Annotated in this window: 18 protein-coding genes; 12 read left to right on the forward strand and 6 right to left on the reverse strand. The window is 69.8% G+C overall.

What is annotated here, in order from left to right; translation table 11 throughout:
• Nucleotides 1-124: 124 nt before the first annotated feature.
• From MYSTI_RS19210 to MYSTI_RS19235, 6 genes are all read left to right on the forward strand, one after another.
• Nucleotides 125-2,371, forward strand: coding sequence for a PrkA family serine protein kinase (locus tag MYSTI_RS19210; RefSeq protein WP_015349446.1), 2,247 nt, complete (start codon nt 125-127; stop codon nt 2,369-2,371).
• Nucleotides 2,372-2,501: 130 nt separating this feature from the next.
• Nucleotides 2,502-3,383, forward strand: a complete 882-nt coding sequence (locus MYSTI_RS19215) for a S1 family peptidase (RefSeq protein ID WP_015349447.1) — start codon at nt 2,502-2,504, stop codon at nt 3,381-3,383.
• A gap of 66 nt (nt 3,384-3,449) precedes the next feature.
• The gene (locus MYSTI_RS19220) at nt 3,450-3,905 is read left to right on the forward strand and encodes a deoxycytidylate deaminase (protein ID WP_015349448.1); all 456 of its coding nucleotides are present in this window, start codon (nt 3,450-3,452) and stop codon (nt 3,903-3,905) included.
• A gap of 217 nt (nt 3,906-4,122) precedes the next feature.
• On the forward strand, nt 4,123-4,773 hold the full coding sequence (locus MYSTI_RS19225; RefSeq protein ID WP_233278322.1) for a sensor histidine kinase: 651 nt from the start codon (nt 4,123-4,125) through the stop codon (nt 4,771-4,773).
• Nucleotides 4,774-4,856: 83 nt separating this feature from the next.
• Nucleotides 4,857-6,311, forward strand: a complete 1,455-nt coding sequence (gene nla6 / locus MYSTI_RS19230) for an enhancer binding protein Nla6 (protein WP_015349450.1) — start codon at nt 4,857-4,859, stop codon at nt 6,309-6,311.
• Nucleotides 6,312-6,587: 276 nt separating this feature from the next.
• Nucleotides 6,588-8,561, forward strand: a complete 1,974-nt coding sequence (locus MYSTI_RS19235) for an ArsA family ATPase (RefSeq protein WP_044280898.1) — start codon at nt 6,588-6,590, stop codon at nt 8,559-8,561.
• Between the two features lie 13 nt (nt 8,562-8,574).
• On the opposite strand, the gene MYSTI_RS19240 is transcribed toward MYSTI_RS19235, so the two are convergent.
• Nucleotides 8,575-9,261 (reverse strand): tetratricopeptide repeat protein, encoded by a 687-nt coding sequence (locus MYSTI_RS19240; RefSeq protein ID WP_015349452.1) that lies wholly within the window; start codon nt 9,259-9,261, stop codon nt 8,575-8,577.
• A 102-nt stretch (nt 9,262-9,363) separates the two neighbouring features.
• Here MYSTI_RS19240 and MYSTI_RS19245 point away from each other — a divergent pair, with 102 nt between their 5' ends.
• From MYSTI_RS19245 to cmk, 3 genes are read left to right on the forward strand one after another with little or no spacing between them, the layout of a single operon-like run.
• A complete protein-coding gene (locus MYSTI_RS19245; protein ID WP_015349453.1) occupies nt 9,364-10,332 on the forward strand; it encodes an acetyl-CoA carboxylase carboxyltransferase subunit alpha in 969 nt (322 codons plus the stop codon).
• 20 nt (nt 10,333-10,352) lie between these two features.
• Nucleotides 10,353-11,444 (forward strand): histidinol-phosphate transaminase, encoded by a 1,092-nt coding sequence (hisC, locus tag MYSTI_RS19250; protein ID WP_015349454.1) that lies wholly within the window; start codon nt 10,353-10,355, stop codon nt 11,442-11,444.
• The gene (gene cmk, locus MYSTI_RS19255) at nt 11,441-12,133 is read left to right on the forward strand and encodes a (d)CMP kinase (RefSeq protein WP_015349455.1); all 693 of its coding nucleotides are present in this window, start codon (nt 11,441-11,443) and stop codon (nt 12,131-12,133) included. Before hisC ends, cmk begins: the two co-directional genes overlap by 4 nt.
• Here the strand turns inward: cmk and MYSTI_RS19260 are convergent.
• Complete coding sequence (locus tag MYSTI_RS19260; RefSeq protein WP_015349456.1) at nt 12,130-14,268, reverse strand: lytic transglycosylase domain-containing protein; 2,139 nt, start codon at nt 14,266-14,268, stop codon at nt 12,130-12,132. The genes cmk and MYSTI_RS19260 overlap by 4 nt on opposite strands.
• 352 nt (nt 14,269-14,620) lie before the next feature.
• On the opposite strand from MYSTI_RS19260, the gene MYSTI_RS41865 reads away from it, so the two are divergent.
• Nucleotides 14,621-14,854, forward strand: a complete 234-nt coding sequence (locus MYSTI_RS41865; protein WP_015349457.1) for a hypothetical protein — start codon at nt 14,621-14,623, stop codon at nt 14,852-14,854.
• Nucleotides 14,855-14,927: 73 nt separating this feature from the next.
• Here the strand turns inward: MYSTI_RS41865 and MYSTI_RS19265 are convergent, their stop codons facing one another.
• Together MYSTI_RS19265 and MYSTI_RS19270 are read right to left on the reverse strand one after the other, a co-directional pair.
• A complete protein-coding gene (locus MYSTI_RS19265) occupies nt 14,928-16,529 on the reverse strand; it encodes a CAP domain-containing protein (RefSeq protein ID WP_015349458.1) in 1,602 nt (533 codons plus the stop codon).
• Nucleotides 16,526-16,825, reverse strand: a complete 300-nt coding sequence (locus MYSTI_RS19270) for a DciA family protein (RefSeq protein WP_015349459.1) — start codon at nt 16,823-16,825, stop codon at nt 16,526-16,528. Before MYSTI_RS19270 ends, MYSTI_RS19265 begins: the two co-directional genes overlap by 4 nt.
• 173 nt (nt 16,826-16,998) lie before the next feature.
• Here MYSTI_RS19270 and MYSTI_RS19275 point away from each other — a divergent pair, with 173 nt between their 5' ends.
• Nucleotides 16,999-19,602: a hypothetical protein gene (locus MYSTI_RS19275; RefSeq protein WP_015349460.1), complete on the forward strand. Its 2,604-nt coding sequence runs from the start codon at nt 16,999-17,001 to the stop codon at nt 19,600-19,602.
• 104 nt (nt 19,603-19,706) lie between these two features.
• Entirely contained in the window at nt 19,707-20,585 is an 879-nt protein-coding gene (locus tag MYSTI_RS19280; protein ID WP_015349461.1) for a GGDEF domain-containing protein, read from the forward strand.
• A gap of 29 nt (nt 20,586-20,614) precedes the next feature.
• Here the strand turns inward: MYSTI_RS19280 and MYSTI_RS41380 are convergent, their stop codons facing one another.
• Together MYSTI_RS41380 and MYSTI_RS19290 are read right to left on the reverse strand one after the other, a co-directional pair.
• On the reverse strand, nt 20,615-22,654 hold the full coding sequence (locus tag MYSTI_RS41380; protein WP_015349462.1) for a lysophospholipid acyltransferase family protein: 2,040 nt from the start codon (nt 22,652-22,654) through the stop codon (nt 20,615-20,617).
• Between the two features lie 2 nt (nt 22,655-22,656).
• Entirely contained in the window at nt 22,657-23,622 is a 966-nt protein-coding gene (locus tag MYSTI_RS19290; RefSeq protein WP_015349463.1) for an SDR family oxidoreductase, read from the reverse strand.
• Between the last annotated feature and the right edge of the window lies 1 nt (nt 23,623).

Here is a 23,623-nt window from a genome sequence, read left to right on the forward strand (position 1 = left end):
CCGCCAAAGGGCCCTGGACTTCGGGGGGAGCGGCGGAAATCGTGGGTGGGGGGCTCGGGCGCCTGCGCCGGTCCGAGGCCATGGATAGATCGAACTGACCCGTATCCGTACGAGGAGAGCCACCGTGGACGCGAAGGGTTATCTGCAGGAAGTGGGCACGCAGGTGAACGCCGACTTCGTCAAGAACCGTTCGATCCTGTCCTTCGAGGAGTATCTGTCGCTCTTCCTCAATGACCCTCGGGCGCAGGCGCGCAACGCGGCCCAGTACCTGCGGGACGTGATGGACCACTTCGGCACCCAGACGGTGCCGCACCCGACGGGGACCATCCGGCGCTTCAAGGTCTTCGACGCGGAGGGCAGCGAGCGCGATGGCCGGGTGGCGGGGCAGGAGGAGGTCCAGAACGCCATCTACCGCGTGCTGGGCAACTTCGTGCGCGCCGGCCGCATCAACAAGCTCATCCTCCTGCACGGCCCCAACGGCAGCGCGAAGTCGACGCTGGTCAACGCGCTCAAGGCGGGCATGGAGACCTACTCGCGGCAGCCGCAGGGCGCGCTGTACCGCATCGCCTGGGTGTTCCCGTCCGAGAAGCTCATCAAGGGCTCCATCGGCTTCGGCGAGCGCACGGACGGGAGCGGGGAGCTGACGACCTTCGCGCATCTGGACGCGGAGTCCATCGACCTGCGCATGCCGTGTGAGCTGCGAGACCATCCCCTGTTCGCCATGCCGCCGGGGGAGCGGCGCAAGGTGCTGGAGGCGGCGCTCAAGAAGAAGGGGCTGGGCACCGGGGACGGCGAGTCGGGGGACTTCATCCTCTCCGACTACGTGCGCGACGGAGAGCTGTGCTCCAAGTGCCGCCGCATCTACACGGCGCTGCTCAACTCGTACAACGGTGACTGGCTCAAGGTGCTGCGCCACGTCCAGGTGGAGCGCTTCTACGTGTCGCGCCGCTACCAGGTGGCCACGGTGACGGTGGAGCCGCAGATGAGCGTGGACGCCATCGTGCAACAGATCACCGCGGACCGCACCCAGCTCAACGTGCCCGCGCCGCTGCACAGCACCGTGCTGTTCGAGCCCCACGGCCCGCTGGTGCACGCCAACCGGGGCCTCATCGAGTACGCGGACCTGCTCAAGCGGCCGCTCGAGGCCTTCAAGTACCTGCTGGGCTTCAGCGAGACGGCCGAAGTCCCGCTCGAGCCCTTCGTGCTCCAGCTCGACGAGGTGCTGATTGCCTCGTCCAACGAGAAGCACCTGGGGGCCTTCAAGGAACTGCCGGACTTCGCGTCGTTCAAGGGTCGCATCGAGCTGGTGCGCGTGCCCTACTTGAGGCGCTACCGCACCGAGCAGCAGATCTACGACGCCCAGGTGTCCGCGACGACGGTGGGCAAGCACGTGGCCCCCCACGCGACGGAAGTGGCCTCCATGTGGGCGGTGCTCACGCGGCTGAAGAAGCCCATCCCGGACCGCTACCCGGGCGACGTGAAGGAGCTCATCGACCACGTCACGCCGGTGGAGAAGCTCCACCTGTACGAAGAAGGCGCGCCGCCGGACCGGCTGAGCCTGGCGAACACCAAGGAGCTGCGGAAGCTGCGCGAGGAGCTGTTCACCGAGTCGGACGCGTACCCCAACTACGAGGGGCGCGTGGGCGCGAGCGCGCGGGAGATCAAGACGGCGCTGTTCAACGCCGCGCAGAACCCCGACTACAAGTGCCTCAATGGCCTGGCCGTGCTCGAGGAGCTGGAGGCCATCTGCAAGGACAAGAGCGTCTACGAGTACCTGCTCCAGGAGGTGATGGACGGCTACCACGACCATGAGGCGTTCGTGCGCATGGCCGAGGCGGAGTACCTGGACCGCGTGGACACCGAGGTCCGCGAGTCCATGGGCCTGGTGTCGGAAGGGCAGTACCGGGAGCTCGTCGAGCGCTACATCCAAGGCGTCAGCCACTGGGTGCGCGGCGAGAAGATGCGCAACCGGATAACAGGTGAAATGGAGAAGCCGGACGAGCAGCGCATGCAGGAGGTGGAGGCCATCGTCATGCCCAAGGGGGAGGACGCGGCGGAGTTCCGTCGGGGCCTCATCGCATCCATCGGCGCGCACCGGCTGGACAACCCCGACGCGACGATGGACTACCCGCGCATCTTCCCGGACATGTTCAAGCGCCTGCGGGACCACTACTTCGAGGAGCGCAAGCGGGTGCTGCGCAAGAACAAGGAGAACGTCCTCAAGTACCTCTCGGAGGACCGGGGCATGCTGACGCCGCGTGAGCAGACGCAGGTGCAGAGCACGCTCAAGACGATGGCGGAGCGGTACGGCTACTGCGAGCACTGCGCGAAGGACGCCATCCTGTTCCTGATGAAGAAGCGCTACGCCTGAGGCGTGGAGCGGGGCGGGCAGGCGGCCAGGCCCTGTCGGGTGCTTGCTTTCAAATCAGGGCAGGGCCTGGGGAAGATGGGAGCTGAAAGCGAGTTCACGTTTCAGCGCCGTCCTTCATCCCGGAGAGTCGATGACCCGCTTCTTCCTGGGCGCCCCCGTCGCCCTGCTCGCGCTCGCATCGTGCGCGGGCGCGCCGTCACCTGGCCGTGTCACGCCGCCTCGGGTGTCTCCTGGGGTGGTGCCGGTGCTGGCGTCCGCTTCGTCCTCCGCGTCCGCTCGGCTGTCTCGCAAGGAGCGCGTCCAGCGCATCCTCCCGCACAACGTCCGGTTGCAGGTGGTGGAGGGGGACTCGGTGAGGCGCAGCGCCTCCGGCGTGGTGGTGGGCTCCGAGCAGGGGCCCGAGGGCGTGGTGGCGTGGGTCGTCACCAATGCGCACGCGGTGGTGATGAGTGACGTGAAGGCGCCGGTGCTGCGCGTGCTGGTGGACCGTCGCTCGGAGGTGGAGACGCACGTGGGGCAGGTGGTGGCGACGGGGAAGGTGCCGGAGCTGGACCTGGCGCTCGTGAAGGTGCCGGGGCTGGCGCTGCCCGCGGTGGAGCTGGCCGAGGAGGCGGAGCTGGAGCTGGGCGAGGACGTCGTCGTGGCCGCGTCGCCGTTCGGTCGAGCGCTGTCGCTCTCCGGAGGCATGGTGTCCCAGGTGGAGTGGGACCGGGAGTCGAGCCGGCCGAAGTCGGTGAAGACGGATGCGCCCATCGGCTATGGCGCTTCGGGTGGGGGCGTCTACAGCCTGGAGTCGGGGCGGCTGCTCGCCATCGTGGAGGGCTATCGCACCGCGCAGGTGGACTTCGCCGTGCGTGAGGAAAGCTACAGCTTCGATGTGCCCATGCCCGGCGAGACCTTCGCCGCGCCCAGCACCAAGGTGCGCGACTTCCTGCACGCCAAGGGCTTCGGCCACATCCTGCGGCACTCCCTGCCGGGCGAGGGCGGTGTCGCTCACGCCGCGGGTCGCTGATCCGCCCATTTTGTCGACAGGGGCGCGCATCGCGTTACACCCTCCGGCCACCAGGAGGCACAGCGCATGTCCGGACGGGTTTCGTGGGATCAGTACTTCATGGACATCGCGAAGCAGGTGGCCACTCGCGCCACGTGTGATCGCAAACACGTGGGGGCCGTCATCGTGCGCGGACGGACCATCCTGTCCACCGGGTACAACGGCTCCATCCGGGGACTGCCCCACTGCGATGACGTGGGCCACATGATGGAGAACGGACACTGCGTGGCCACGGTGCACGCGGAGGCCAACGCCATCATCCAGGCGGCCACCAACGGCGTGGCCATCGACGGCGCGACCATCTACACCACCGCGAGCCCGTGCTGGCCGTGCTTCAAGCTCATCGCCAATGCGGGCCTGGTGCGCATCGTGTTCGGCGAGTTCTACCGGGACCCTCGCATCTTCGATGTGGCCTCCCGGCTCAACCTCGAGCTGGTGGGGCTGGGCGACGCCGCGCGCCCCCCTGTGTCGTCCGCTGGCTGAAGCACCTCGGAAAACGTCGCCCGGAGAACACTCGGGAGTCGCCTCAAGTGGGCGACTCCACTCGGGAATTTGCCGGTTCCGGCAAGAATTACCGCCCCAGGGTTGACGTTGTGGAAAGCGCTCCCTAACTCTTGGCCGCGGTGGGGAGGCGGCGAGGGGCGGAGACGAAAAACCCGAGGAGTTTCCGTTGGTTAGCTCGACGGCTGTGTCCAGTAGCGTGGCGCGTGTCCAGGAGGCGACGGACCCCGTGGTGGGCGCGGCCCGCTACGGCGCGGTGCAAACGCTGATGGACAGCCTGCTGCACGACGTCCGCAACCCGCTCAACGCGATGGCCATCCACCTGGAGGTGCTGTCGGAGAAGTTGAAGGCGGAGACGGGGCAGGTGCCGCCGTCGCAGGAGAAGAACCTCAAGGCGCTGCGGGAGCAGATCCAGCGCGTGGACGGCATCCTCCGGCAGTTCACCGACTTCATCGTGGCGAAGGGCGGCAGCGCGGGCGAGGTGGACCTGTCGGACGCGACGACGCGGGCGCTGGCGGTGGTGGCGCACGAGGGGCGCAAGCGGCGGGTGACGGTGCAGGTGGCGGTGGAGGCGGGTGTGCTGGTCCGGTTGGCGGACACGTCGGAGCTGGGCTTCTTCGTCATCCAGGGCTTGCTGCGGGCGTTCCGGCGGGCGGAGGGCGGGGGCTCGGTGCGCGTGACGGTGCGCGCGGAGGGCCCTTCGGCGGTGCTGGAAGTGGACGACAGCGGTGGTGAGGCGGCGCCGGAGCTCGCCGATGCGGTGGCGGCGCTGGGGCTTCGCTGTGCGCAGTTGGGCGTCGAGCTTCATGTCCGTGGTGGTTGCTGCCGGCTGATTTTTCCTCGCGCTTGAGGGCTGTACCGGGCGGTGGGCTTCTCCTTCAGAGTCAGACTCACCCTCATTCGCGTCACGACGCAGTACCGGAGGTCTCCATCTTGGGTAGCGCACGAATCCTGGCCGTGGACGACGAACGCGACACGTGCGAGGCGCTGGCGGAGATGCTCAGCGCCTGGGGCCACAAGGTCGAGACGGCCTTCGACGGGCACGACGCCCTGCGCAAGGCCGGCGAGTTCCGTCCGGACGTCGTCCTGTCGGACCTGGCGATGCCGGAGACGGACGGGTTGTGGCTGTTGCGCAACCTGAAGGAGGAGCTGCCGGACTGTCCGGTGGTCTTCCTCACCGGCCGCGGCACCATCGACGCGGCGGTGGAGGCCATCCGCGAGGGCGCGTATGACTTCATCGTCAAGCCGCTGGACACCGCGCGCCTGAAGGTCTGCATCGACCGCGCGCTGGAGAAGAAGGAGACCCTGCGCGAGGTGCAGACGCTGCGGCGGAGGCTCAAGCAGTTAGGTTCGTCCGACCTCATCGCCCAGTCGGCGGGCATGCGCAAGGTCATCGAGTTGGTGGAGAAGGTGGCCCCGTCCAAGGCCAGCGTGTCCATCAGCGGCGAGTCCGGCACGGGCAAGGAGGTCGTCGCCCGCGCCGTGCACAACCTGTCCCTGCGCCGCGACAAGCCCTTCATCGCCATCAACTGCGCGTCCATCCCCGCGACGCTCATCGAGTCGGAGATCTTCGGCCACGAGCGCGGCGCCTTCACGGGCGCGGATCAACGCCGCCCCGGCGTGTTCGAGCTGGCGCACGGCGGCACGCTGTTCCTGGACGAGCTGGGGGAGATTCCCATCGACCTGCAGGCCAAGCTGCTGCGCGTGCTGGAAGAGGGCCGGCTGCGCAGGCTCGGTGGCAAGGTGGAGATCGAAGTGGACGTGCGGGTGTTGTGCGCCACCAACCGCGACCTGAAGCAGGAGATCAAGAACGGGCGGTTCCGCGAGGATCTGTACTTCCGCCTCAACGTGTTCCAGATCCACCTGCCGCCCCTGCGCGAGCGCCGCGAGGACGTGCCCATCCTGGTCCAGCACTTCGTGGACAAGTTCCGCGGGGACTCCGCCAAGCGCGTGTCCGGGGTGCACCCGGATGCGATGGAAGTGCTCAAGAATTACGACTGGCCTGGAAACATCCGCGAGCTTCGCAACGCTGTGGAGCGCGCGGTGATCCTCTGTGACGGGGAGTTGATCACCCGGGAGCACCTGCCGCCGGACATGGCGGGCAAGGGGCCGGAGCGGCACAACTTCAAGCTGCCGTATGGCTTGAGCCTGGACGCGGTGGAGCGTGAGTACATCCTGGGAAGCCTGCACCGCAATGGCAACAACAAGGCGCGGACGGCGGAGGTGCTCGGGGTGAGCGAGAAGACGCTCTACAACAAGCTCAATCGCTACGCGGCCGAGGCGCGCAACCAGCCGGGCGGCCCCCGTGACAACGGTCCGTTAGGGGGGCAGGGGGGCAGTGGCCCGCTGAACCCCGGCAACCTGGATGCTCGGCCACCTGACAGGTAGGAAATCCTCCTCGGATTCCGCGCTGTTGGAGTGGCTCCAAGGGCCTGTCGCGGAGGCCGTGGTGGGAGGGGCCGAAAGGTGCCGACCCTCCGCCAAACCCCGCGTCAATTCTTGACTTTTGACCTCTGGACAAGGGATTCTGCGGTCGACTCCCACCCACAGGGAGGGCCCGGCCGTACAGGTCGACGCACCGGGCAACTCCGACGCCATCTTCTCGGCAAGTTTGGAGTGTGCATCAAGGTGCCGCCGGGGGGGCACAAGGAAGGCCACAAGGCAATGAGCGACGCGCGAGTTCTTCACTTCTTCGGCGGCAAGGGCGGGGTTGGCAAGACCACGCTCGCGGCGGCGTACGCGTTGCGATTGTCGGAGGAGGTCCCGAAGGAGCGGGTGCTGCTCGTCTCGCTGGACCCCGTGCGCTCCCTGTCGGACCTGGTGAAGAAGAAGCTCTCCGCGAAGCCCTCGAAGCTGGTGCCGGGCAAGGGAGAGGGTGGCGTCTGGGGCCTGGAGGTGGAGCCGGCCGCGCTGCTCAAGCCGTTCCTGGCGCAGTACCTGCCCGCGCTGAAGAAGGTCGCCGCGAAGGGCACCCACTTCTCCGAGGAGGAGCTGGGCTCGCTGTACCAGCAGGCCGTCCCCGGGCTGGAGGAGCTGGTGGCGCTCTTCCACGTGGTGGAGCTGCTGGAGGGCAAGGAGAAGGAGTTCGACCGGATCATCGTCGACTGCTCACCCACGAGCCACACGCTGCGGCTGTTTGATCTGCCCGCGGGGCTGCGCAAGTTCCTGGGTCTGGTGCGCGCGGGGGCGGACAAGCCCGCGCCGACCTCCGGGAAGGGCAAGAAGGCGGAGGCCGCCGCGGCCGAGCCGGGTTTCCTGGAAGGGCTGGGGCAGAAGGCGGAGAAGCTGCTGGCGCTGCTGAAGGACCCCGCGCGCACGGCCTTCCACCTGGTGGCGCTGGCCGAGCCTGTCCCCGAGGCGCAGACGCGCATGCTCTTCACCCAGCTGCGCGAGCGCGGCCTGCCGGTGACGGAGATCGTCGTCAACCAGGTGGAGGACCGCGAAGGTTGTCCCGCGTGCCAGGGCCGCCGGGGCCTCCAGGCGCCTCACGTCCGCAAGTTCCAGGCGCTGGACAAGTCCGTGCCGGTCCACCTGCTGGGGCGCCGGGAGCTGGCGCCGCGCGGGCTGGACGGCCTGGCGGTGTTCGCCAAGGCGTGGGCGGGTGGCAAGGAGACGAAGGCGCTGGAGTTCGCCGCGGCGGAGGGCCCTCCGGCCCTGGTTCGCGCGCCGTCCATGCCGCCCATCGCCGCGCCGCCGCTGCCTCCCACGCGGCTCATCTTCTTCGTCGGCCAGGGAGGCGTGGGCAAGAGCTCCTGCGCCGCCGCCGCCGCGGTGACGCTCACGGAGAAGGAGGGGCCGGTGCTCCTCATCTCCACCGACCCCGCGCACTCGCTGTCGGACGTGCTGCAGAGCCGGCTGACGGACACCGAGACGCAGGTGAAGGGCACCAAGGGCCTCTACGCGCGCGAGCTGGACATGGCGGGCTGGTTCAACGCCCTGCGCAAGCGGCTCAAGGAGAAGGCGGAGAAGGCCTTCGAGGGCGCGCCCAAGACGGGCAGCGAGGTCCCCGCGGATCTGCTCTACCTGCGCAACCTGCTGGAGTGCGCGCCGCCGGGCATCGACGAGCTGGCGGCCATGAGCGTGCTCACGGACGCGCTGGTGCAGGAGCGGTTCAAGCGCATCGTCGTGGACTCGTCGCCGGTGGTGAACTCCGTGCGCGTGGTGGAGCTGGCGGAGACGGCCAAGACGTGGCTGGGCGCGCTCCACACGGTGCTCAACAAGCACCGCGCCAAGGGCCTGGGCGACCTGGCGGACGACATCGCCGGGATGATCAAGCACGCGAAGCGCTTCGAGGAGGCGTTGGCGTCTCCGACGGAGGCGCGCTTCGTGGTCGTCACGCGCGGCGAGGACCTGGCCGCGGCCCGCACGGAGCGGGTGGTGGAGTACCTGAAGGACAAGAAGCTTCCGGTGGAGCGGGTGCTCGTCAACCGCGTGGGCCCCAAGTCCACCTGCGAGAAGTGCGAGAACCGCCGCAAGCTGGAGCTCAACGCGGCGAAGGCCATCGAGAAGAAGCTGGGCCTGCCCGTCACCATGGCCCCCGCGCTGGGCCGCCACCCGGCGGGTCTGCGGGAGCTGAAGGCGTTCCGGACCGCGTGGTACGCGCTGTCCCCTCCGGCCGCGAAGATCAAGGCGGCCTGAGGCCCTTCGGGGCTCAGGCGTCGCACTCCGGCTCGGAATCCGTGAAGGTTCCGAGCCCCGGGAAGGTGAGGGCGCCCGCGGTGGTCAGCGTCCCCTTCCGAGGCTGTTCGTCCATGAGCCGCAGCTCCACCTGACGCCCCTTCACGGTGTAGGTGCCGGGCAGCTCGCCGTGGTTCTCGTCTCCCTGCTCGTCCACGACGCGCGTCCAGAGGACCACCCGGCCTTTGGGCAGGAAGCGCAGGGTGTGCTTGCTGCCGTTTATGCCCATCGCCGGGCCGTACCAGGACACGGCGCGCAGCAGGGCGGGCACGTCGGCCTCGCGCTCGGGCTTGTGCCCCAGGAGCCGTTGCCAGCCCAGGGTGTCGCGGATGGCGTCCAGGTCCTCGTCCTCGCGCGCGCGGGCCAGCCGCCGGGAGTCCAGCCGGACGGCCTGGGTGAGGTGCTCGAGGATGACGTCGCGGTGCGCGCTGTACTCACACACCTTGCCCTGCTTGCGCAGGACACCCAGGGTGGCGGCCAGGTTGTAGCGGGGCAGGGCGTAGGCGGGGTCCGCCTTCACGGCGCCCTGGAACTTCTCCAGGGCCTCCGGGTAGCGGCCGGCGCGGTAGAGGCGGAAGCCCTCCGTGTTGAGGGCCCGGGCGGAGGGCTCGGGCGGGGCGGCGGTCAGCACCAGGACGAGCAGCGGCAGGGCATGGAGCATGGCGTTCCGTCGGGCTTGAGGTTGTCCACCACCATGACACGGTGCGGTGCGTAACTGCTTGCGCGTTGAAAGGGGACGGACGCTGGTGCTAGTTCGGCGCCCATGGCGACCGGCATCAGTTACGCGCTCGACTTCGAGCGCCCGCTCATCGAGCTGGAGAAGAAGATCGATGAGCTCAAGGCGTTGTCCACGGGTGGTTCGGCGGACTTCACCTCGGAGATTTCCAAGCTCGAGAAGAAGGCGAAGAAGCTCCAGACGGAGATCTTCAGTGACCTGACGCGGTGGCAGGTGGTGCAGTTGTCCCGCCACCCCTCGCGGCCCTACTTCCAGGACTATGTCCGCTTCCTGTTCACCGACTTCGTGGAGCTGTGCGGTGACCGGCACTTCGGCGAGGACCCGTCCATCGTTGGCGGCTTCGCTCGCTTCGATGGCAAGCCGGTGCTGGTGATGGGGCACCAGAAGGGTCGCAACACCAAGGAGAACATGGCGCGCAACTTCGGCATGCCGCGCCCGGAGGGCTACCGCAAGGCGCGCCGCCTGATGGAGCTGGCAGAGCGCTTCGAGAAGCCCATCCTCACGTTCGTGGACACGCCGGGCGCCTATCCAGGTATCGGCGCGGAGGAGCGCGGTCAGGCCGAGGCTATCGCCGTGAATCTGGAGGTGATGAGCCGGCTGCGCGTGCCCATCATCTCCACCGTCGTGGGCGAGGGTGGATCGGGTGGCGCGCTGGCCATTGGCGTGGGCAACCGCGTGCTGATGCTCCAGAACAGCGTCTACTCCGTCATCTCGCCGGAGGGCTGTGCCTCCATCCTCTTCCGCGACGCCAGCAAGGCGGACAAGGCGGCGGACGCGATGAAGCTCACCGCGAGCGACCTCTTGCAGATGAAGATTGTCGACGAGGTGGTGGCCGAGCCCCCGGGTGGGGCGCACCGCGACCCCGCGAAGGCGGCTGAGTCCCTGGGCAAGGCGCTGCGCAAGCACCTGGGCCAGCTCGCCGAGCTGTCGCCGGATGGACTGGTCAAGGACCGCTACGCGAAGTTCCGCGCGCTCGGCGTGTTCTCCGGGCGCTGAAGGGGCCCTTCGTTTCCATCATGCGACCTCTCGTTCCCAACTACGTCGAGACCCTCAAGCCGTACGTGCCGGGCAAGCCCATCGAGGAGACCGAGCGCGAGTTCGGCCTGACGGGCGTCATCAAGCTCGCCTCCAACGAGAACCCCCTGGGGCCTTCTCCTCGCGCGCTGGAGGCCATGCGGCACGCGTCGTCCAACGTGCACCTGTATCCGGACGCCACGTCGTTCCACCTGGTGCGCCGGCTGGCGGCCTCGCTGGGCGTGCAGCCCCAGGAAGTGGTCCTGGGCAGCGGCTCCAACGAGCTCATCGAGCTGCTCATCCGCACGTTCACCACGCCGGAGGACGAAATCCTCCTGTGCAAGAACTCCTTCTCCGCGTACCGCATCTCCGCGCAGGCCCACGGGCGGCCCTTCGTCGAGGTGCCCATGCGCGAGGGCTACCAGTACGACCTGGAGGCCATGGCGCGCGCGGTGACGCCTCGCACGCGGCTGGTGTTCCTGGCCAACCCGGACAACCCCACGGGCACCGCGTTCGGCCGCGCGGCGCTGGAGAAGTTCCTGGCGGCGGTGCCGCCCGAGGTCCTCGTCGCCTACGACGAGGCCTACTTCGAGTTCGTCGACTGGCCCGACTACGTCAGCGCGGTGGAGCTGTTCCGCCGCCATCCGAACGTCGTCGCGCTGCGCACGTTCAGCAAGATTCACGGCCTGGCGGGCATCCGGCTGGGCTACGGGGTGATGGACGCGAAGCTGTCGACGTACGTGCAGCGCACGCGCATGCCCTTCAACCTGACGGTGGTGGCGCAGGCCGCGGGGCTCGCGGCGCTGGAGGACACCGAGCACGTCCAGCGCACGCGGGAGAACAACCGCCAGGGATTGTGCTACTTCGAGGCGGAGCTGCCGAAGTTGGGCATCACGCTCACGAAGAGCCACGCCAACTTCGTGTTCGCGGACTTCGGTCGGCCGTCCACGGAGCTGTACGAGCTGTTGCTCCGCAAGGGCGTCATCGTCCGGCCCTTCGCGGGAGGCGGCTTCCCGACGTGCCTGCGCATCTCCGTGGGCACGGCCTCCGAGAACGAGCGCTGTGTGCGCGCCTTGAAGGAGGTCCTCTCGTGAGTCCTCGCTGCTTCATCGTCGCCATCGATGGCCCCGCTGGGGCTGGCAAGTCCACGGTGTCGAAGCTGCTGGCGCGCCGCCTGGGCTTCTCCCTGGTGGACACGGGCGCCATCTACCGCTGCGTGGCGCTGATGGCGACGCGTGAGCGGATTGCCTACGACGATGATGCGCGCCTCGGCGATCTGCTGGGGCGAGTGCACATCCACTTCCTGGTGGTGGGCGAGGAGAACCGGGTGTTCCTCGGGGGGCAGGACGTGTCCGGGGAGATCCGCTCGCCGGAGATTTCCATGGCCGCGTCGCAGGTGTCCGGCCGCCCCGTGGTGCGCGCGGGCTTGCTCCAGCTCCAGCGGCGGTTGGCGCTCGAGTCGAGCAAGGGCTCCATCCTCGAGGGGCGCGACATCGGCACCGTGGTGTTCCCCGACGCCGACGCCAAGTTCTTCCTGGAGGCGAGCCCCGAGGTGCGCGCCCGCCGCCGCTTCGAGGAGCTGTTCCAGAAGGGCGTGGAGAGCAGCCTGGACGACGTGCTCGCCGACCAGACGAAGCGCGACAAGGATGACTCCGCGCGCGCCGTGGCTCCGCTGAAGGCCGCGGAGGACGCCATCCACGTGGACTCCAGCGCCTTGCCGCTGTCGGAGGTCGTCCACTCGATGGAGTCGGAGATTCTCCGCCGGATGGCCGCGCGCGGTTAGAAGGCGACGCCTTCCTTCGACGGGGCGGGCACCACCAGCGAGAGCCGGGGTTGCTCGCCCCCAGGGCCGTAGAAGGCGCGGTAGAGGAACAAGTCCGCCACCACCTGCTTCACGTAGCCGCGAGTCTCCCGGAATGGGATGGACTCCACGAAGAGGTCCAACGGCAGGGAGCCTCGGTCCGCGGCCCACTTCGCGACGGAGCTGGGGCCCGCGTTGTACGCGGCGGCGGCGAGCACGGGATGCGCGAAGCGCTCCATCAGCCGGGCCAGGTACCAGGCGCCGTAGCGGATGTTGCGCTCGGGAGAGAAGAGGTCCGCGGGCGCGGGCGCGGGCTCCGAGAGCTTCTGGGCAATCTCGGTGGCCGTCTTCGGGATGATCTGCATCAGCCCTCGTGCGTCGGCCGCGCTCATCACCTCTGGCTTGAATGCACTCTCACGCCGCATGATGGCCCACACCAGGAACGGGTCCACCTTCTGCGCGGCCGCCGCCTGCTCCACCGCGTTCGAGAAGGCGCGAGGGTAGAAGGCCGCGAGTGCATCCGGCTCGCGTGAGCCGAAGGCTCGGCCCCACAGGTGTCTGGCCGCCACGGTGTGCGCGTGGCCGAACTCTCCCAAGCCGAGCAGCGCATGGGCGAAGGGCAGGGCCTGCTCCGCCGAGCGCAACCGCGCGACATGCGACTCCACCTCGTCCGCCGCGTCGCGGAACAGTCCGGCGCGCGTCAGCTCCACCGCCAACGCGAGCTCGGGCGGGCGAGGCAGCTCCATCGCGAGGGGAGGGCGAGGGAAGCTCGACGGCGCTGTCTGTCCCAGTTCGTGCAGCCTCTCCGAGGACAGGAGCGCGTAGAACGACGCGGGCGCCGTGGTGATGAGTCGCTCATACTCAGGAGCGACCTCCGCCGCCTTCGCCCCTCCGAGCTCGCGGCTGCGCGCCATCCAGTAGCGGGCCTGGGGCGCGAGGCCGCTGCGAGGGAACGTCGTCACCAGCGAGTCCAATGCCTCTCGTGCCTTCGCGTACTCCTCCAACCGCAGGTGCGCGAGGGCTCGGAACCACAATCCCTCTTCACGCCGCCGGGAGCGTGCATAGCGCGTCCCGTGCGCGGCGAAGGCCTTGGCGGCCTCGGCGAAGCGGCCCGCCTGCAGGTCGATCCACCCCGCGAAGAAGGCCCCTTCTTCTCCCGCGGGCTGCGTGGAGTACTTCTTGTCCAGCGCCGCCATCAGCACGCGGGCCTTGTCGTTCTCATCCGCGCGCAGGACCCGGCGCGCGACGAGGAGCTCCGCCTCGGCGGCGATGGCGACTGGCCCCTTCCTCGCGAGGGCGAGCGCCTTGTCCGCCTCCGACTCGCGGCCCAGCGCGAACAGTCCCTTCGCCCGCAGCAGGGCCACCTTGGCCGACTGCTCCTTCGACAGCTTCGCCCCGCCCAGCGCCTCCAACTCCTCCAGCGCCCGCTTCGCCGCGCCCCCCGACAGCAAGCCCTCCGCGCGCTGCGTCCGCTCCGCGAAGCCCCAGCCCTTCCCGGGCCGGCCTTCCTCCATGAGCCACTTCACCGCGTCATCGGCGTAGGGGTGCGTGGGGAAGCGCAGCGCCACCGTCAGCAGGTCCGCCTGCTGGCCCGCACCGTTGCCCGACTCGCCGCGCGCCAGCGCGCGTTGGTAGTACAGCTCCGGCGTGGGCATGCCCTTCACCGCGGCCTCCAGCACGGTCGCCGCCTGCTTCATCTGGCCCGCTTTCAGGAGCGACTCACCCAACCGGGCCCGTGCGCGTGTGACGAGGCCTGGCGGCGCCCCAGGGGCCTCCACGACGCGTGCGAAGTCGAGGGCGGCTCCCTGGGCGTCTCCCGAATAGAAGCGCGCCTGGCCCAGGTAGAACGCACGGTAGGGCTCCAGCAGGGCAGGGGCGGGGCCCGCCGCCAGCATGTCGCGAGCCTCGGCCGCGTGGCCGTCCGACAACGCCAGCGTGCCCGCAAGCAAGGCCAGCCGGCCCGCATCGGGACACTTCTGCTCGACACAGGCCACCCACTCGCGCCGCGCCAGCGAGGTTGCCTCGGTGTGATGAAGACGAACGGCTTCCAGGGTTGTCGGGGATTGTCCCAGAGACACCCCTAGCGCCCACCCGGCGACCGTCCCCATCCAGCTCATGCGGTTCTTCCTTTCACGACGCGGCTTTGCGGGCAGCCAACGAGATGGATGCGGCAATCATTCCCCTCTCACAGAGGGGGGTGGTTTGACAGGCGGCCCGACAAGTCCTAAATCCGCGCGCCATCGGGCCGGTGCGTACTGTCTTCTACCCGTCGTCATTCGCTGAATGCGTTCAGGCGATTACGTGCTCTTGGGTCTTGCAAGCCGACCCATTGCGTCACCCGGGGTGCATCACTACTTTGCGCGGCCGTTGCACGCTACCCCGGTCCGCCACCATCCAGGTGGACCTGCCGTCCGGTAACACTGCTCGTTCACAGCGCTCGGGGGGGAAACAGCACAGAGGGAGGGCTCCATGAAGCCGTGTCCAGCCGATCTGCCGCAAACCATCAATCCCGAGGCCGGCCCGAAGCGCGCCGGCGTCGAGACGCATCGCAATCTGAATTGCCACCAATACGACAACTGCTTGGATGAAGCGGTTCGCCGTGGGTGGCAGTCCTTCACGTGCATGAAGTGCCCGATGTACCAGGAAGCCGCTCCGCCGCAGATGGGGCTGGAAGCCTACGCGACCCAGCGCCGTCCCGTTTGAGTGGGCGTGCCTCACCGTGTGAGGGGAGGCCCCGTCGTGGAGAGGGGCGCCCCACACGGGCCCACGCCGTGTGTCAGTGGACCGCGGCGTAGATGACGGCGACCCAGTATTGCTTCGCACCAAAGCGCTTCGAGTCTCCCCGCACGATGCCCACGCCCACGCGGTTGTTGGTGGCGTCGCCGACGCTGCGGGACTCCGGGAGCGCGGTGGGGTCCGACACCACGAAGAAGTCCACCGACGCCGTGCCCGCGTCGGGAATCACCTGGAACACGCGCTCGTGAACCGGCGCCTCGCCCGGCTGGGCTGACGGCTCGTCCAACTCCAGCGCGCGCTTCGCATGGGCCATGGCCAGGGATTCCAACGCCTGGCTGCGCGCGAGCGGCGGCAGCTTCTTCACGGCTCGCCACTTCGCCAGGGCGTCATAGGCCTCCTGCTGCGGGTTCTCCGGGTCCGAGGAGCCAGGGGCCGCGGCGCTGAAGACCTCGGTGACCAGGGCCTCGTTGCGGCTGCCCACCTTCCGGAAGGAGATGCCCAGCCCCATGAAGCGGAAGCCCGGGTCCAGCAGGTTGCGACGGTGGCCAGGGCTGTGCTCGATGCCGAAGTGCGCGGCGAGCGGCCCCACGGCCTGCCCCAGGTTCTCCCCGGCGCGCACATAGCGGGAGCCCGGCGGGAGGCGGCCGGTGAGCGTGCTGCCATCCGGCGCGATGTGCGCGAAGAAGCCCTCCGTCGCCATCCGGCGGCTGTAGGTCTGCGCGACGCGCTCCAACACCGGGTCTGGTAGCAGCTCCGGCAGGCCATGGGCCCGGCGCAGCTTGTTGATGCGCTCCTGGAGGAGCAGGCGCGCCTCTTCCTCGGTGGTGGGCTCCACCCAGCTCTCACGCTCTCCCTTGCGGCGAACGTCTCCCAGCTGGACCAGGAGCAGCGCCACGACCTCCGGCCCCGCGTCGCCTCGCGCCACCACCTCCACGGTGTAGGTGCCGGGCGTGAGGAAATCCAGACGCGAGCAGAAGTCGGAGCCCTGGGTTCCTCGCCGCGAGAGCGGGACGATGCTCACCTCGCCGCTGGGATGGGTGACGTAGAACTCGGGCCGCCCGAGGGGCGGGCTGAGCCGACCACACATCGTCTGGACCGCGCGCTCGCCAGGCATGACGCGGGGAAAGGGCTTCAGCTCCGCCTTGCGCTCCGACAGCAGCAGCACCAGCGAGGCGCGGTTGTCCTGCAGCGCCACCCCGACGCCGAAGTGGGAGGCGCGGTCCGTGTTGATGTCGGCGCGGGCTCGCAAGGACTCGAGGATGTGCGCGTGGGCCCAGGCGCGGATGACCAGGGCCCGAGGCGCCGGGTCCGCGGCGCCGGAGTCGCTGATGGCCTCCGTGAGCGTGAACAGGTCCGGTGCTCCAGTGAACCCGCCGGTGAGCGCTTCCCGGGCCAGGCGTCGCGCGGCGGCGTCGAGCGGGGTGTCCTCGGTGGGGGCTCGGCGTCCGACGCGCTCGAACTCCCGCACCACGTGCTGCGCGGCCTGGTGCTCCATCACCTCGACGGGCGTCGAGGGAACCCTCTGCGGAACCTTGGGCGATGGGGCTTTCGCGGGGGCGGCCTGGGGCGGTGGGGCCGGGCTCGGGCGCGCGGGGCCGGGCGTCGCGCCCAGCAGGGCGGCCAGCACGAGCACGGCAATCATCGAAGCTCCCAGTGGAAGACAATCTCCTTCACCGTGTGGGGCCCCAGCCGCTCATTGAGCTGCTCGCGCAGGGACGGGGCCTCTCGCTCCAGCGTGCGAGCCCACTCGGTGCTCGTCACGATGACGACCAGGACGCCTCCCTCCAGCGAACGGGGGCGCGTGTGGCGCGCGATGTGTGGGCCCACCACCGTGGCCCACACGGGGGCCAGGGTGTGTGCACGCCCGGATTCACCGGCGAGGCGGGCCAATACACGGGGAAGGAGACTCTCGAGAGACTTGGGCTCACCACGGGCCATCGCGCGCGATGATGATTCGTGGCAACCTGAAAGCCAACCCTCCGTTGCGCGACGGGGGCGCGCGGGCGGCCGGGTCCGACGGTTTCCAGTGGAGACAGTCCTTCCGAGTCGTCGCGCGACGGGCGCCGTGCCTGTAAGGTCGAGGCCGTTTGCCCCCCGGAGTCGCACCGTCCATGAGTCCCTCGTCTCGCTCCCTCGTGCTCCCTGTCTTCGTGTGTGCCCTGGTGGGGACACTGGCGGGGTGTGCGCCCGGAGGAGAAGACCTGAGCATCCCGGGACCGAAGCCGACGCCCGTCACCTGCGCCGTGGATCAGGACTGCCCGGACCCCGCGCTCTTCTTCTGCAACACGGCGGTCTCGCTCTGTGAGCCCTCGTGCCGGACGCGCCGCGACTGCGACGCCAGCCGGCGCGGAGAGGCCTTCGCGATTCCCGCCTGCGCCACTGCGCTGGGCTGTCAGTGCGACATGAACCGGTGCGAGGTGAGCCTGTGCGCCTCCGACGCCGACTGCACCGGAGTGGATGTCTGCCGCGATGGGGCCTGTGTGGCGCCCCCCGCCCCCCCGCTCGCCGCCTCCTGCCAGATAATCCCCGACGTCGTCGTGGGGCGGACCGGTGGGACGGTGGTCTTCGATGTCTGGGTGAAGGACGCGTCGGGGCGTCCCATGGTGCCGTCCGGTGGCGTGACGTGGAAGGCCCTGACCTCGGTGGTGAAGCGGAAGGGAACGGAGCAGCGCAGCCGGGCCACCTTCGTGCTCGACGAGCAAGCGGAGGCGCGGGAGCAGGTGGAGGTGAGCATCGGCTCGGCGGTCTGCACCGCGCGCGTCACCGTGCTGGGCCCCGAGGTTCCCGAGCGTGGCGTGCGTGTCTCGGTGGTCGATGAGCTCACCGGCCGCCCGTTGTCGAAGGTGACGCTCTCCGTGTCGGGTTCGCGGGGGCAACTGCTCGCGACCGGGGTGACGGGGACGGATGGCACCGCGTGGGTGCCCGCCTCGGGGCGCGTGGGCGTGTCGGCCTTCCATCCGGACTACGGCTACCTCACGGTGGCGCGGCTCGACGCGGACTCGCTCCGCGACCTTCGCCTCGCGCTGCGGCGCAATCCGTTGGACACCTCGGGCGGCGTGCAGGTCGCCTTCGTCCAGGCGCTCGCGGCGAACCCTCGGAGCGTCAACCTGCACCTGGGAATGGCGGGGCTGTCGGTGCCAGGGCTCGTCTCGGAGCTCACGCCGGAGTCGTTGCTGGGCGCCGAGCGCACGGTGGACGTCGGCGCCGCGGGCTCGGGTGACATGTCGCTCCCTTCCGGCACGGCGGTGTGGCTCGAGGGGGCCGCGGCGCCGAAGGCTTCCGCGCCGGGGGCCGCCGGGGTGTGTGATGCCTCGCTGGCCGGTGTGCTGGACGCCGAGGCGGAGATTCGCGCGGGGACCTGCGGCACTCGCGTCGCGTGGGGTTTGACGGGAACGCTGCCGCTGGCCGCGCTGCCCCTCAGCGCCGTCGAGCCAGGAGTGGACCCGCTGCTGATGCTGGGCCGTCTGCTTCCCGTGTCGACCCGCTTCTATTCGTCCGCGGTGCGTGATGCCTCGTTCCGCCTGGTGCCCACGCCGGGCCTCGCCGAGGGCGCACCGAGGCCCGACACGGTGACGTACCCCCAGCTCGTGTCCCTGGACTTCGAGGCCGTGCGGCTGGCTTTTCCCTTCGCCGTGCGGGTGCCGCAGTTGCCTCGCTACCGGGGCGCGTACCTGGACCGGGCGTTCGTGGTGAGCACCGTGGCCGCTCCGGGACGTGGCCTCGTCCCGCTCGGCTTCGGCGCCGCGGCGAATGTGTCCCCCTCGGACCCCAACGCGGACACGGATGCACGGTTGGGGCAACCGGGCGTCGTGGCCGTGCGCATGGCTCCCGCGCACCATGGGCTGGAGGGCCAGCCGTATCGGCTCCTGGTGGGGGCCACGTCCCGCGCGGTGCGCGACGATGCCTCCGCGGGCACGCCGACCAGCTTCGTGGTGACGGAGCTCTCCGCGCCGTCCTTCGACCCTCTGGGCGAGCGCCCCATCACGCCCAGCAGCAGGTTCCTCCCCATCCCCGAGGGGGCCCGCTACAACTTCGACCCGGAGGCCACCCAGGAGCTGAAGGGCCGGGAGCTTCGCGTCGTCGATGCTGGGGCGGCGACGCTCGTCCGCGTCGTCTTCACCAACCGCCTGGGTCGTCGCTGGACGGTGCTGACCTCGCCCTCGGAGGCCGAGGAGGGCGTCCTCGTCCCCACGCCGCCCGCGGGCTTCGAGGACCGGACGTACTTCGGCGACCACCTGGGCTCGCGCGCGCTCCTGCGGGTGGAGACGCTTCAGGTCTTGGACCGCGACCTGGAGGACCTGGGGCCTTCCGAGCTGGTCTCGGCGGCGGGGCAGGGGCTGGAGAAGGTCGCGGACCTGACCCGCGCGGCCTCCGCGCTGGAGATGGGACGCCCGGAGGTGGCGTGGATCTACCCGGAGCTGGAAGGGCAGCGGCTGAGCCGGGGCAGCGCCGTGCGGGTGCGTGTCACCGGCTTTCGTCCAGGAGTGGACGCTGACGCCCAGGGGCGGGTCCGCGTCACCCTGAAGGGCGGAAAGGGCTGCGACGACATCGTGGTGAGCGATACGTCTGTCTCACTCGGCTCGGGAGAGGTGGAGCTCCGGTTGCCCTCGAACTGCTCGGGGACAGGAGTCTCACTCATCGCCGCGCTCGAGGACCCACAGGGGGCGCTGCTTCGCCCACCTGTCCTGGCCATCAGAGGCGTGGACATCCCTTAGTCGGATGAGCGAAGACGTCGCCGGTTGTGTATCAATCAACGGGCTTGGCTCGCTTTCGGGATTTGCTGGGTGGTAGCGTCCCGCAGGGGTTCGCTGGAGGAGCGGTGCAGAAGGAGACGACGGTTGTCACGGTCATCTCGAAGATCTCCGACCGGCCGGTCAACCTCGACGCGGCTCTGGTGGTGATCTACGGCCTGGACCTGGGTCGGAAGTTCGATTTGACGCGCGCGGAGACGTTGATTGGCCGCTCGTCGAAGTCGGACATCCAGATCGACCAGGAGTCGGTGAGCCGCAGCCACGCGGCCATCGCGAACACGCGAGAGGGCGTGAGGATTCGCGACGCGGGCTCCACCAACGGCACCTTCGTCAACGACGAGCTGGTGGAGGGCGAGCGGGAGCTGCGCAACGGCGACTTGGTGAAGATTGGCCGCACCATCTTCAAGTACATCGCCGGCGGGAACATCGAGGCCGCCTACCACGACGAAATCTACAGGCTGACCACGATGGACGGCCTGACGCAGATCTACAACCGCCGCTACTTCGACGAGCAGCTGGACCGCGAAATCTCCCGCAGCCGGCGCTACGAGCGCGTGCTGTCCCTGGTGCTGCTGGACATCGACCACTTCAAGAAGGTGAACGACAAGTTCGGCCACCTCGCGGGTGACTCGGTGCTCAAGCAGCTGGCGTCCACGGTGCGCACGCGCATCCGCCGCGAGGACGTCTTCGCGCGCTACGGCGGCGAGGAGTTCGCCATCCTGTTGCCGGAGGTGGCGCTGCCCGGGGCGAAGCAGCTCGCCGAGAAGGTGCGGCGGCTGGTGGAGAAGCAGCGCTTCGAGTTCGACCGCCAGGCCATCCCCGTCACCGTCTCGCTGGGCGTGGCCGTGCTGGAGCCTCGCCACCGCGAGCCCGGTGACCTGGTGCGCGCGGCGGACGAGAAGCTCTTCGAGGCGAAGACGGCGGGTCGCAACCGCGTCGTCTCCTGAGCCCGTGAGCCGGACGCGCCGGCCCGTCGTCAGCCGGCGAAGATGGAGCGCCGCTGCCGCAGCAGCGTGTGCAGCATCGTCTGGATGGCTTCGCGGGTGCGCTCGGTGAGGCGTCCCACTTCGCCCAGGTCGTCCGCCGCCTCGGGAGGCAGGCCGTCCATGGAGATGGGCTCGCCGAAGCGGATGCTCCACTTGGCGGGCAGCGGCAGCGGCCCCAGCGGGGTGAGCGGCACGTAGGGGAACCCCAGGAAGCTCGCGGGGAGGCGGCCCAACATGGGGGACGTCTCCTCCGCGCCGACGATGGCCACGGGGACGATGGGCGCGCCCGTGCGCAGCGCGAGCTTCACGAAGCCTCCTCGGCCGAAGCGCTTGAGGCGGTAGCGCTCCGCGAAGGGCTTGCTCAGGCCCTGATAGCCCTCCGGGAAGACCACCAGGGGGCGCTGCTCGTCGAGGAGCCTCAGGGCGTTCTCCGGACACGCCCTCACCGCGCCCAGGCGGTTGAAGAGGGTGCCGAGCACGGGGGCATGGAAGATCTGATCCTCCACCAGCCAGCGCGACTCCCGCAGGTCCGGCCGCTCACGGGCCAGCGCCAGGGACATCACGAGGCCGTCGTAGGGCAGGGCCCCCGAGTGGTTCGCCACGAGGATGACCGCGCCCCCGGGGATGTGGTCCGCGCCCTGCGCACTGACGCGCCAGTACTGGCCATAGAGGAACTCCAGCACCGGCTCCAGTCGCTGCACCAGCGAGGGGTCCTTGCCGTACTCGTCCAGGTGCGCGCCGCCGCCCGTGCCCAGGCCCGCGCGCACCGCGTCCAGCATGCCGTTCACCGCACCCCAGGCACGACCCAGTCCCTCGCTGGCCAGCGCCTGTCCGGCGATCTCCCGCGCCAGGGACAACACGCCGCCGGCGCGCTCCGCGAGGGGGCGCTGACCGTCGGACTCAGGGACGGACTCCGTGGATGGCTCCGTGCCCGGGAGGTCGTCGGTGGGCTGCACAAGGGACAGCGGGCCTCGCCGGCTGGGAGGGAACTCGTCGCGCGTCGCGTCTGGCATTTCCACCTCCGGCTCCACGGAGTACCTGTCGGTCGAGTGCGGAGCGCTGGAGCGGGTCCACGCGTCCTCGCTCCCGTCCCGGGTGTTGTCGTACTCGTACGTCTCCATCACGGCGCCGGCGATCATCAAGTCCTCGCGCAGCTCCAGGTCGAAGCGCTCCTCTTCGTCCAGCTCGTCCACGAGGCTGTCCGCGGCGCGCTCATCGAGTCGCTCCGAGGCCCCCGGCGTGCTGTCCTTGCGGTCCATCACCTCCGCGACGGCGAGCTCCGCGGCGCTCTCCGCGACCTGCGCGGCCACCGTGGCGGCGAGCTCCCGCTCCCGCTCCGGAAGCCTGCTCGTGGGGCTGTGCTCCAGCACTTCCTCCACCGCGGCCTCGGCGAGCTCGGTGGCCATCTCCGTGGCGAGCAGCCGGTCCACGGGCTCGTCGGTGCCCGCGCGGCGGTCCATCGCCTCGTCCACCGCGTGCTTCGCGGTGATCTCCGCGACCTCGGCCGCGAGGGCCTCCGCCAGGGCGTGGTCCACATCCCGCTGTCGCGCCGTCCTGCCGGTGGCCTTCTCCGTCACGACGGGCGCTCGCGACGGGGGCGGCACGCGCGGGGACTCCGGGGCCGCGGGCTCGCGAAGCGGCTCCACCTCGTTCTCGTCCCCGTCCGGCGCGCGCACGGCCTTGGCGGCGGTGGCGGGACGCACCTTGCCGGTGCTCACGGGAGGCGCGCCTCGGGGGGGCTTCGTGGCATGGCGCTGGGGCTCTCGAGCGGGCTTCCCGGCCGCGGGCTTTCCACGAGGCGGATTCTTCGCGCCCCCGTTCGCGCCGCGCCCGGAAGCGGCGGACTTCGCGTTCCGGGAGGGCTTCTGGGGGGCGGAGGCCGCGCGCGGGCTCGATGCCTTCTTCGCGTCTGCGGTCCCGCGCTCGGAGGGCGAGCGTTCCTTCTGCTGGGGGCCGGGCTTCGCGGTCGCACCCTCACGGGATGCGGCGCCCCGCTGGAAGGGATCGTTGCCGAGGACACCCTTGGCCATCTCTAGCTCCTCCTGAGCGCCGCGGCGGCGTCCCTGACGTGGTGGAAGGGGATGAACCCGAGGGCGGTTTCGGCGCGCTCGCCGTCCGCCACCCACGAGTAATGGATGTAGTCGAGGAGGGCCACGGGCAACGTATCCGCGCCCACCACATCCAGCGCGTGGAGTGCTCCACGGAACAATGGGCCGGGGAGGGGGAGCGGGCGGGCGCCCGCCTGGCGGATGAGTCCGGAGAGGGGCAGGACGCCTCGGCCCACGATGTTGAACTCGCCGGAGGCCCGCGCCCGCAGCGACACATGCAGGGCCCGCCCCGCGTCCTCTTCGTGGAGCCCCTGCCACAAGGGGTCGAACCCCAGGAGCGTGGGGACCACGGACGTGCGCGTCAGCAGGCGCGTCACCGGGTTCTCGATGGTGGGGCCCAGCACCGGCGCGAAGCGCAGCACGAGCACCTGCATCTCCGGGTGCCGCTCGCGGAAGGCTCGGACCTGTCCTTCCACCTCCACCTTGTCGGTGATGAAGCGGCTGTGAGGGCAGCCCTGCAGGGGCGACTCCTCGCGCAGCAGCGCCGGGTTGTTGCTCTTCGCGCCGTACACCGCGGTGAGCGAGGGGACGATGAGCCGAGGCAGGTGGGCCCGTCCCGCCGCGGTCAGCACGTTCATCGTGCCGATGACCTCCAGCTCGTGCGCCAGGGAGCCGTTGCGGATGGGGCCGAAGAGGAAGGCCAGGTGGTAGAGCGCGTCGACCGGACGCTCGGAGAGCGCGTCGGTGAGCTCGCTCTCGGCGTCGTGCCGGGTGAGGTCCACCCGGTGGAACTCCACCTTGTCCCCCTCCGGACGCACCACGTCCAGCACGAGGATGCTCTCCACATCGGGGTCCCGTTCGAGGCGGGGCAGCAGCAGCTTGCCGTACTCGCCGCTGGCTCCCGTCACCGCGACGCGCAACCGTCCCTTGCCTGGTCGTGTCACGTCCATA

This window comes from Myxococcus stipitatus DSM 14675 (assembly GCF_000331735.1).
GTDB lineage: Bacteria > Myxococcota > Myxococcia > Myxococcales > Myxococcaceae > Myxococcus > Myxococcus stipitatus.

Bases quoted from the DNA above. Each gene is read 5' to 3' on its own strand.
- MYSTI_RS19215 (WP_015349447.1), top strand. From the start codon at position 2,502: ATGACCCGCTTCTTCCTGGGCGCCCCCGTCGCCCTGCTCGCGCTCGCA.
- MYSTI_RS19235 (WP_044280898.1), top strand. From the start codon at position 6,588: ATGAGCGACGCGCGAGTTCTTCACTTCTTCGGCGGCAAGGGCGGGGTT.
- MYSTI_RS19265 (WP_015349458.1), bottom strand. From the start codon at position 16,529: ATGATTGCCGTGCTCGTGCTGGCCGCCCTGCTGGGCGCGACGCCCGGC.
- MYSTI_RS19275 (WP_015349460.1), top strand. From the start codon at position 16,999: ATGAGTCCCTCGTCTCGCTCCCTCGTGCTCCCTGTCTTCGTGTGTGCC.
- MYSTI_RS41865 (WP_015349457.1), top strand. From the start codon at position 14,621: ATGAAGCCGTGTCCAGCCGATCTGCCGCAAACCATCAATCCCGAGGCC.
- MYSTI_RS19270 (WP_015349459.1), bottom strand. From the start codon at position 16,825: ATGGCCCGTGGTGAGCCCAAGTCTCTCGAGAGTCTCCTTCCCCGTGTA.
- MYSTI_RS19260 (WP_015349456.1), bottom strand. From the start codon at position 14,268: ATGAGCTGGATGGGGACGGTCGCCGGGTGGGCGCTAGGGGTGTCTCTG.
- MYSTI_RS19240 (WP_015349452.1), bottom strand. From the start codon at position 9,261: ATGCTCCATGCCCTGCCGCTGCTCGTCCTGGTGCTGACCGCCGCCCCG.
- hisC (WP_015349454.1), top strand. From the start codon at position 10,353: ATGCGACCTCTCGTTCCCAACTACGTCGAGACCCTCAAGCCGTACGTG.
- MYSTI_RS19220 (WP_015349448.1), top strand. From the start codon at position 3,450: ATGTCCGGACGGGTTTCGTGGGATCAGTACTTCATGGACATCGCGAAG.
- MYSTI_RS19245 (WP_015349453.1), top strand. From the start codon at position 9,364: ATGGCGACCGGCATCAGTTACGCGCTCGACTTCGAGCGCCCGCTCATC.
- MYSTI_RS19290 (WP_015349463.1), bottom strand. From the start codon at position 23,622: ATGGACGTGACACGACCAGGCAAGGGACGGTTGCGCGTCGCGGTGACG.
- MYSTI_RS41380 (WP_015349462.1), bottom strand. From the start codon at position 22,654: ATGGCCAAGGGTGTCCTCGGCAACGATCCCTTCCAGCGGGGCGCCGCA.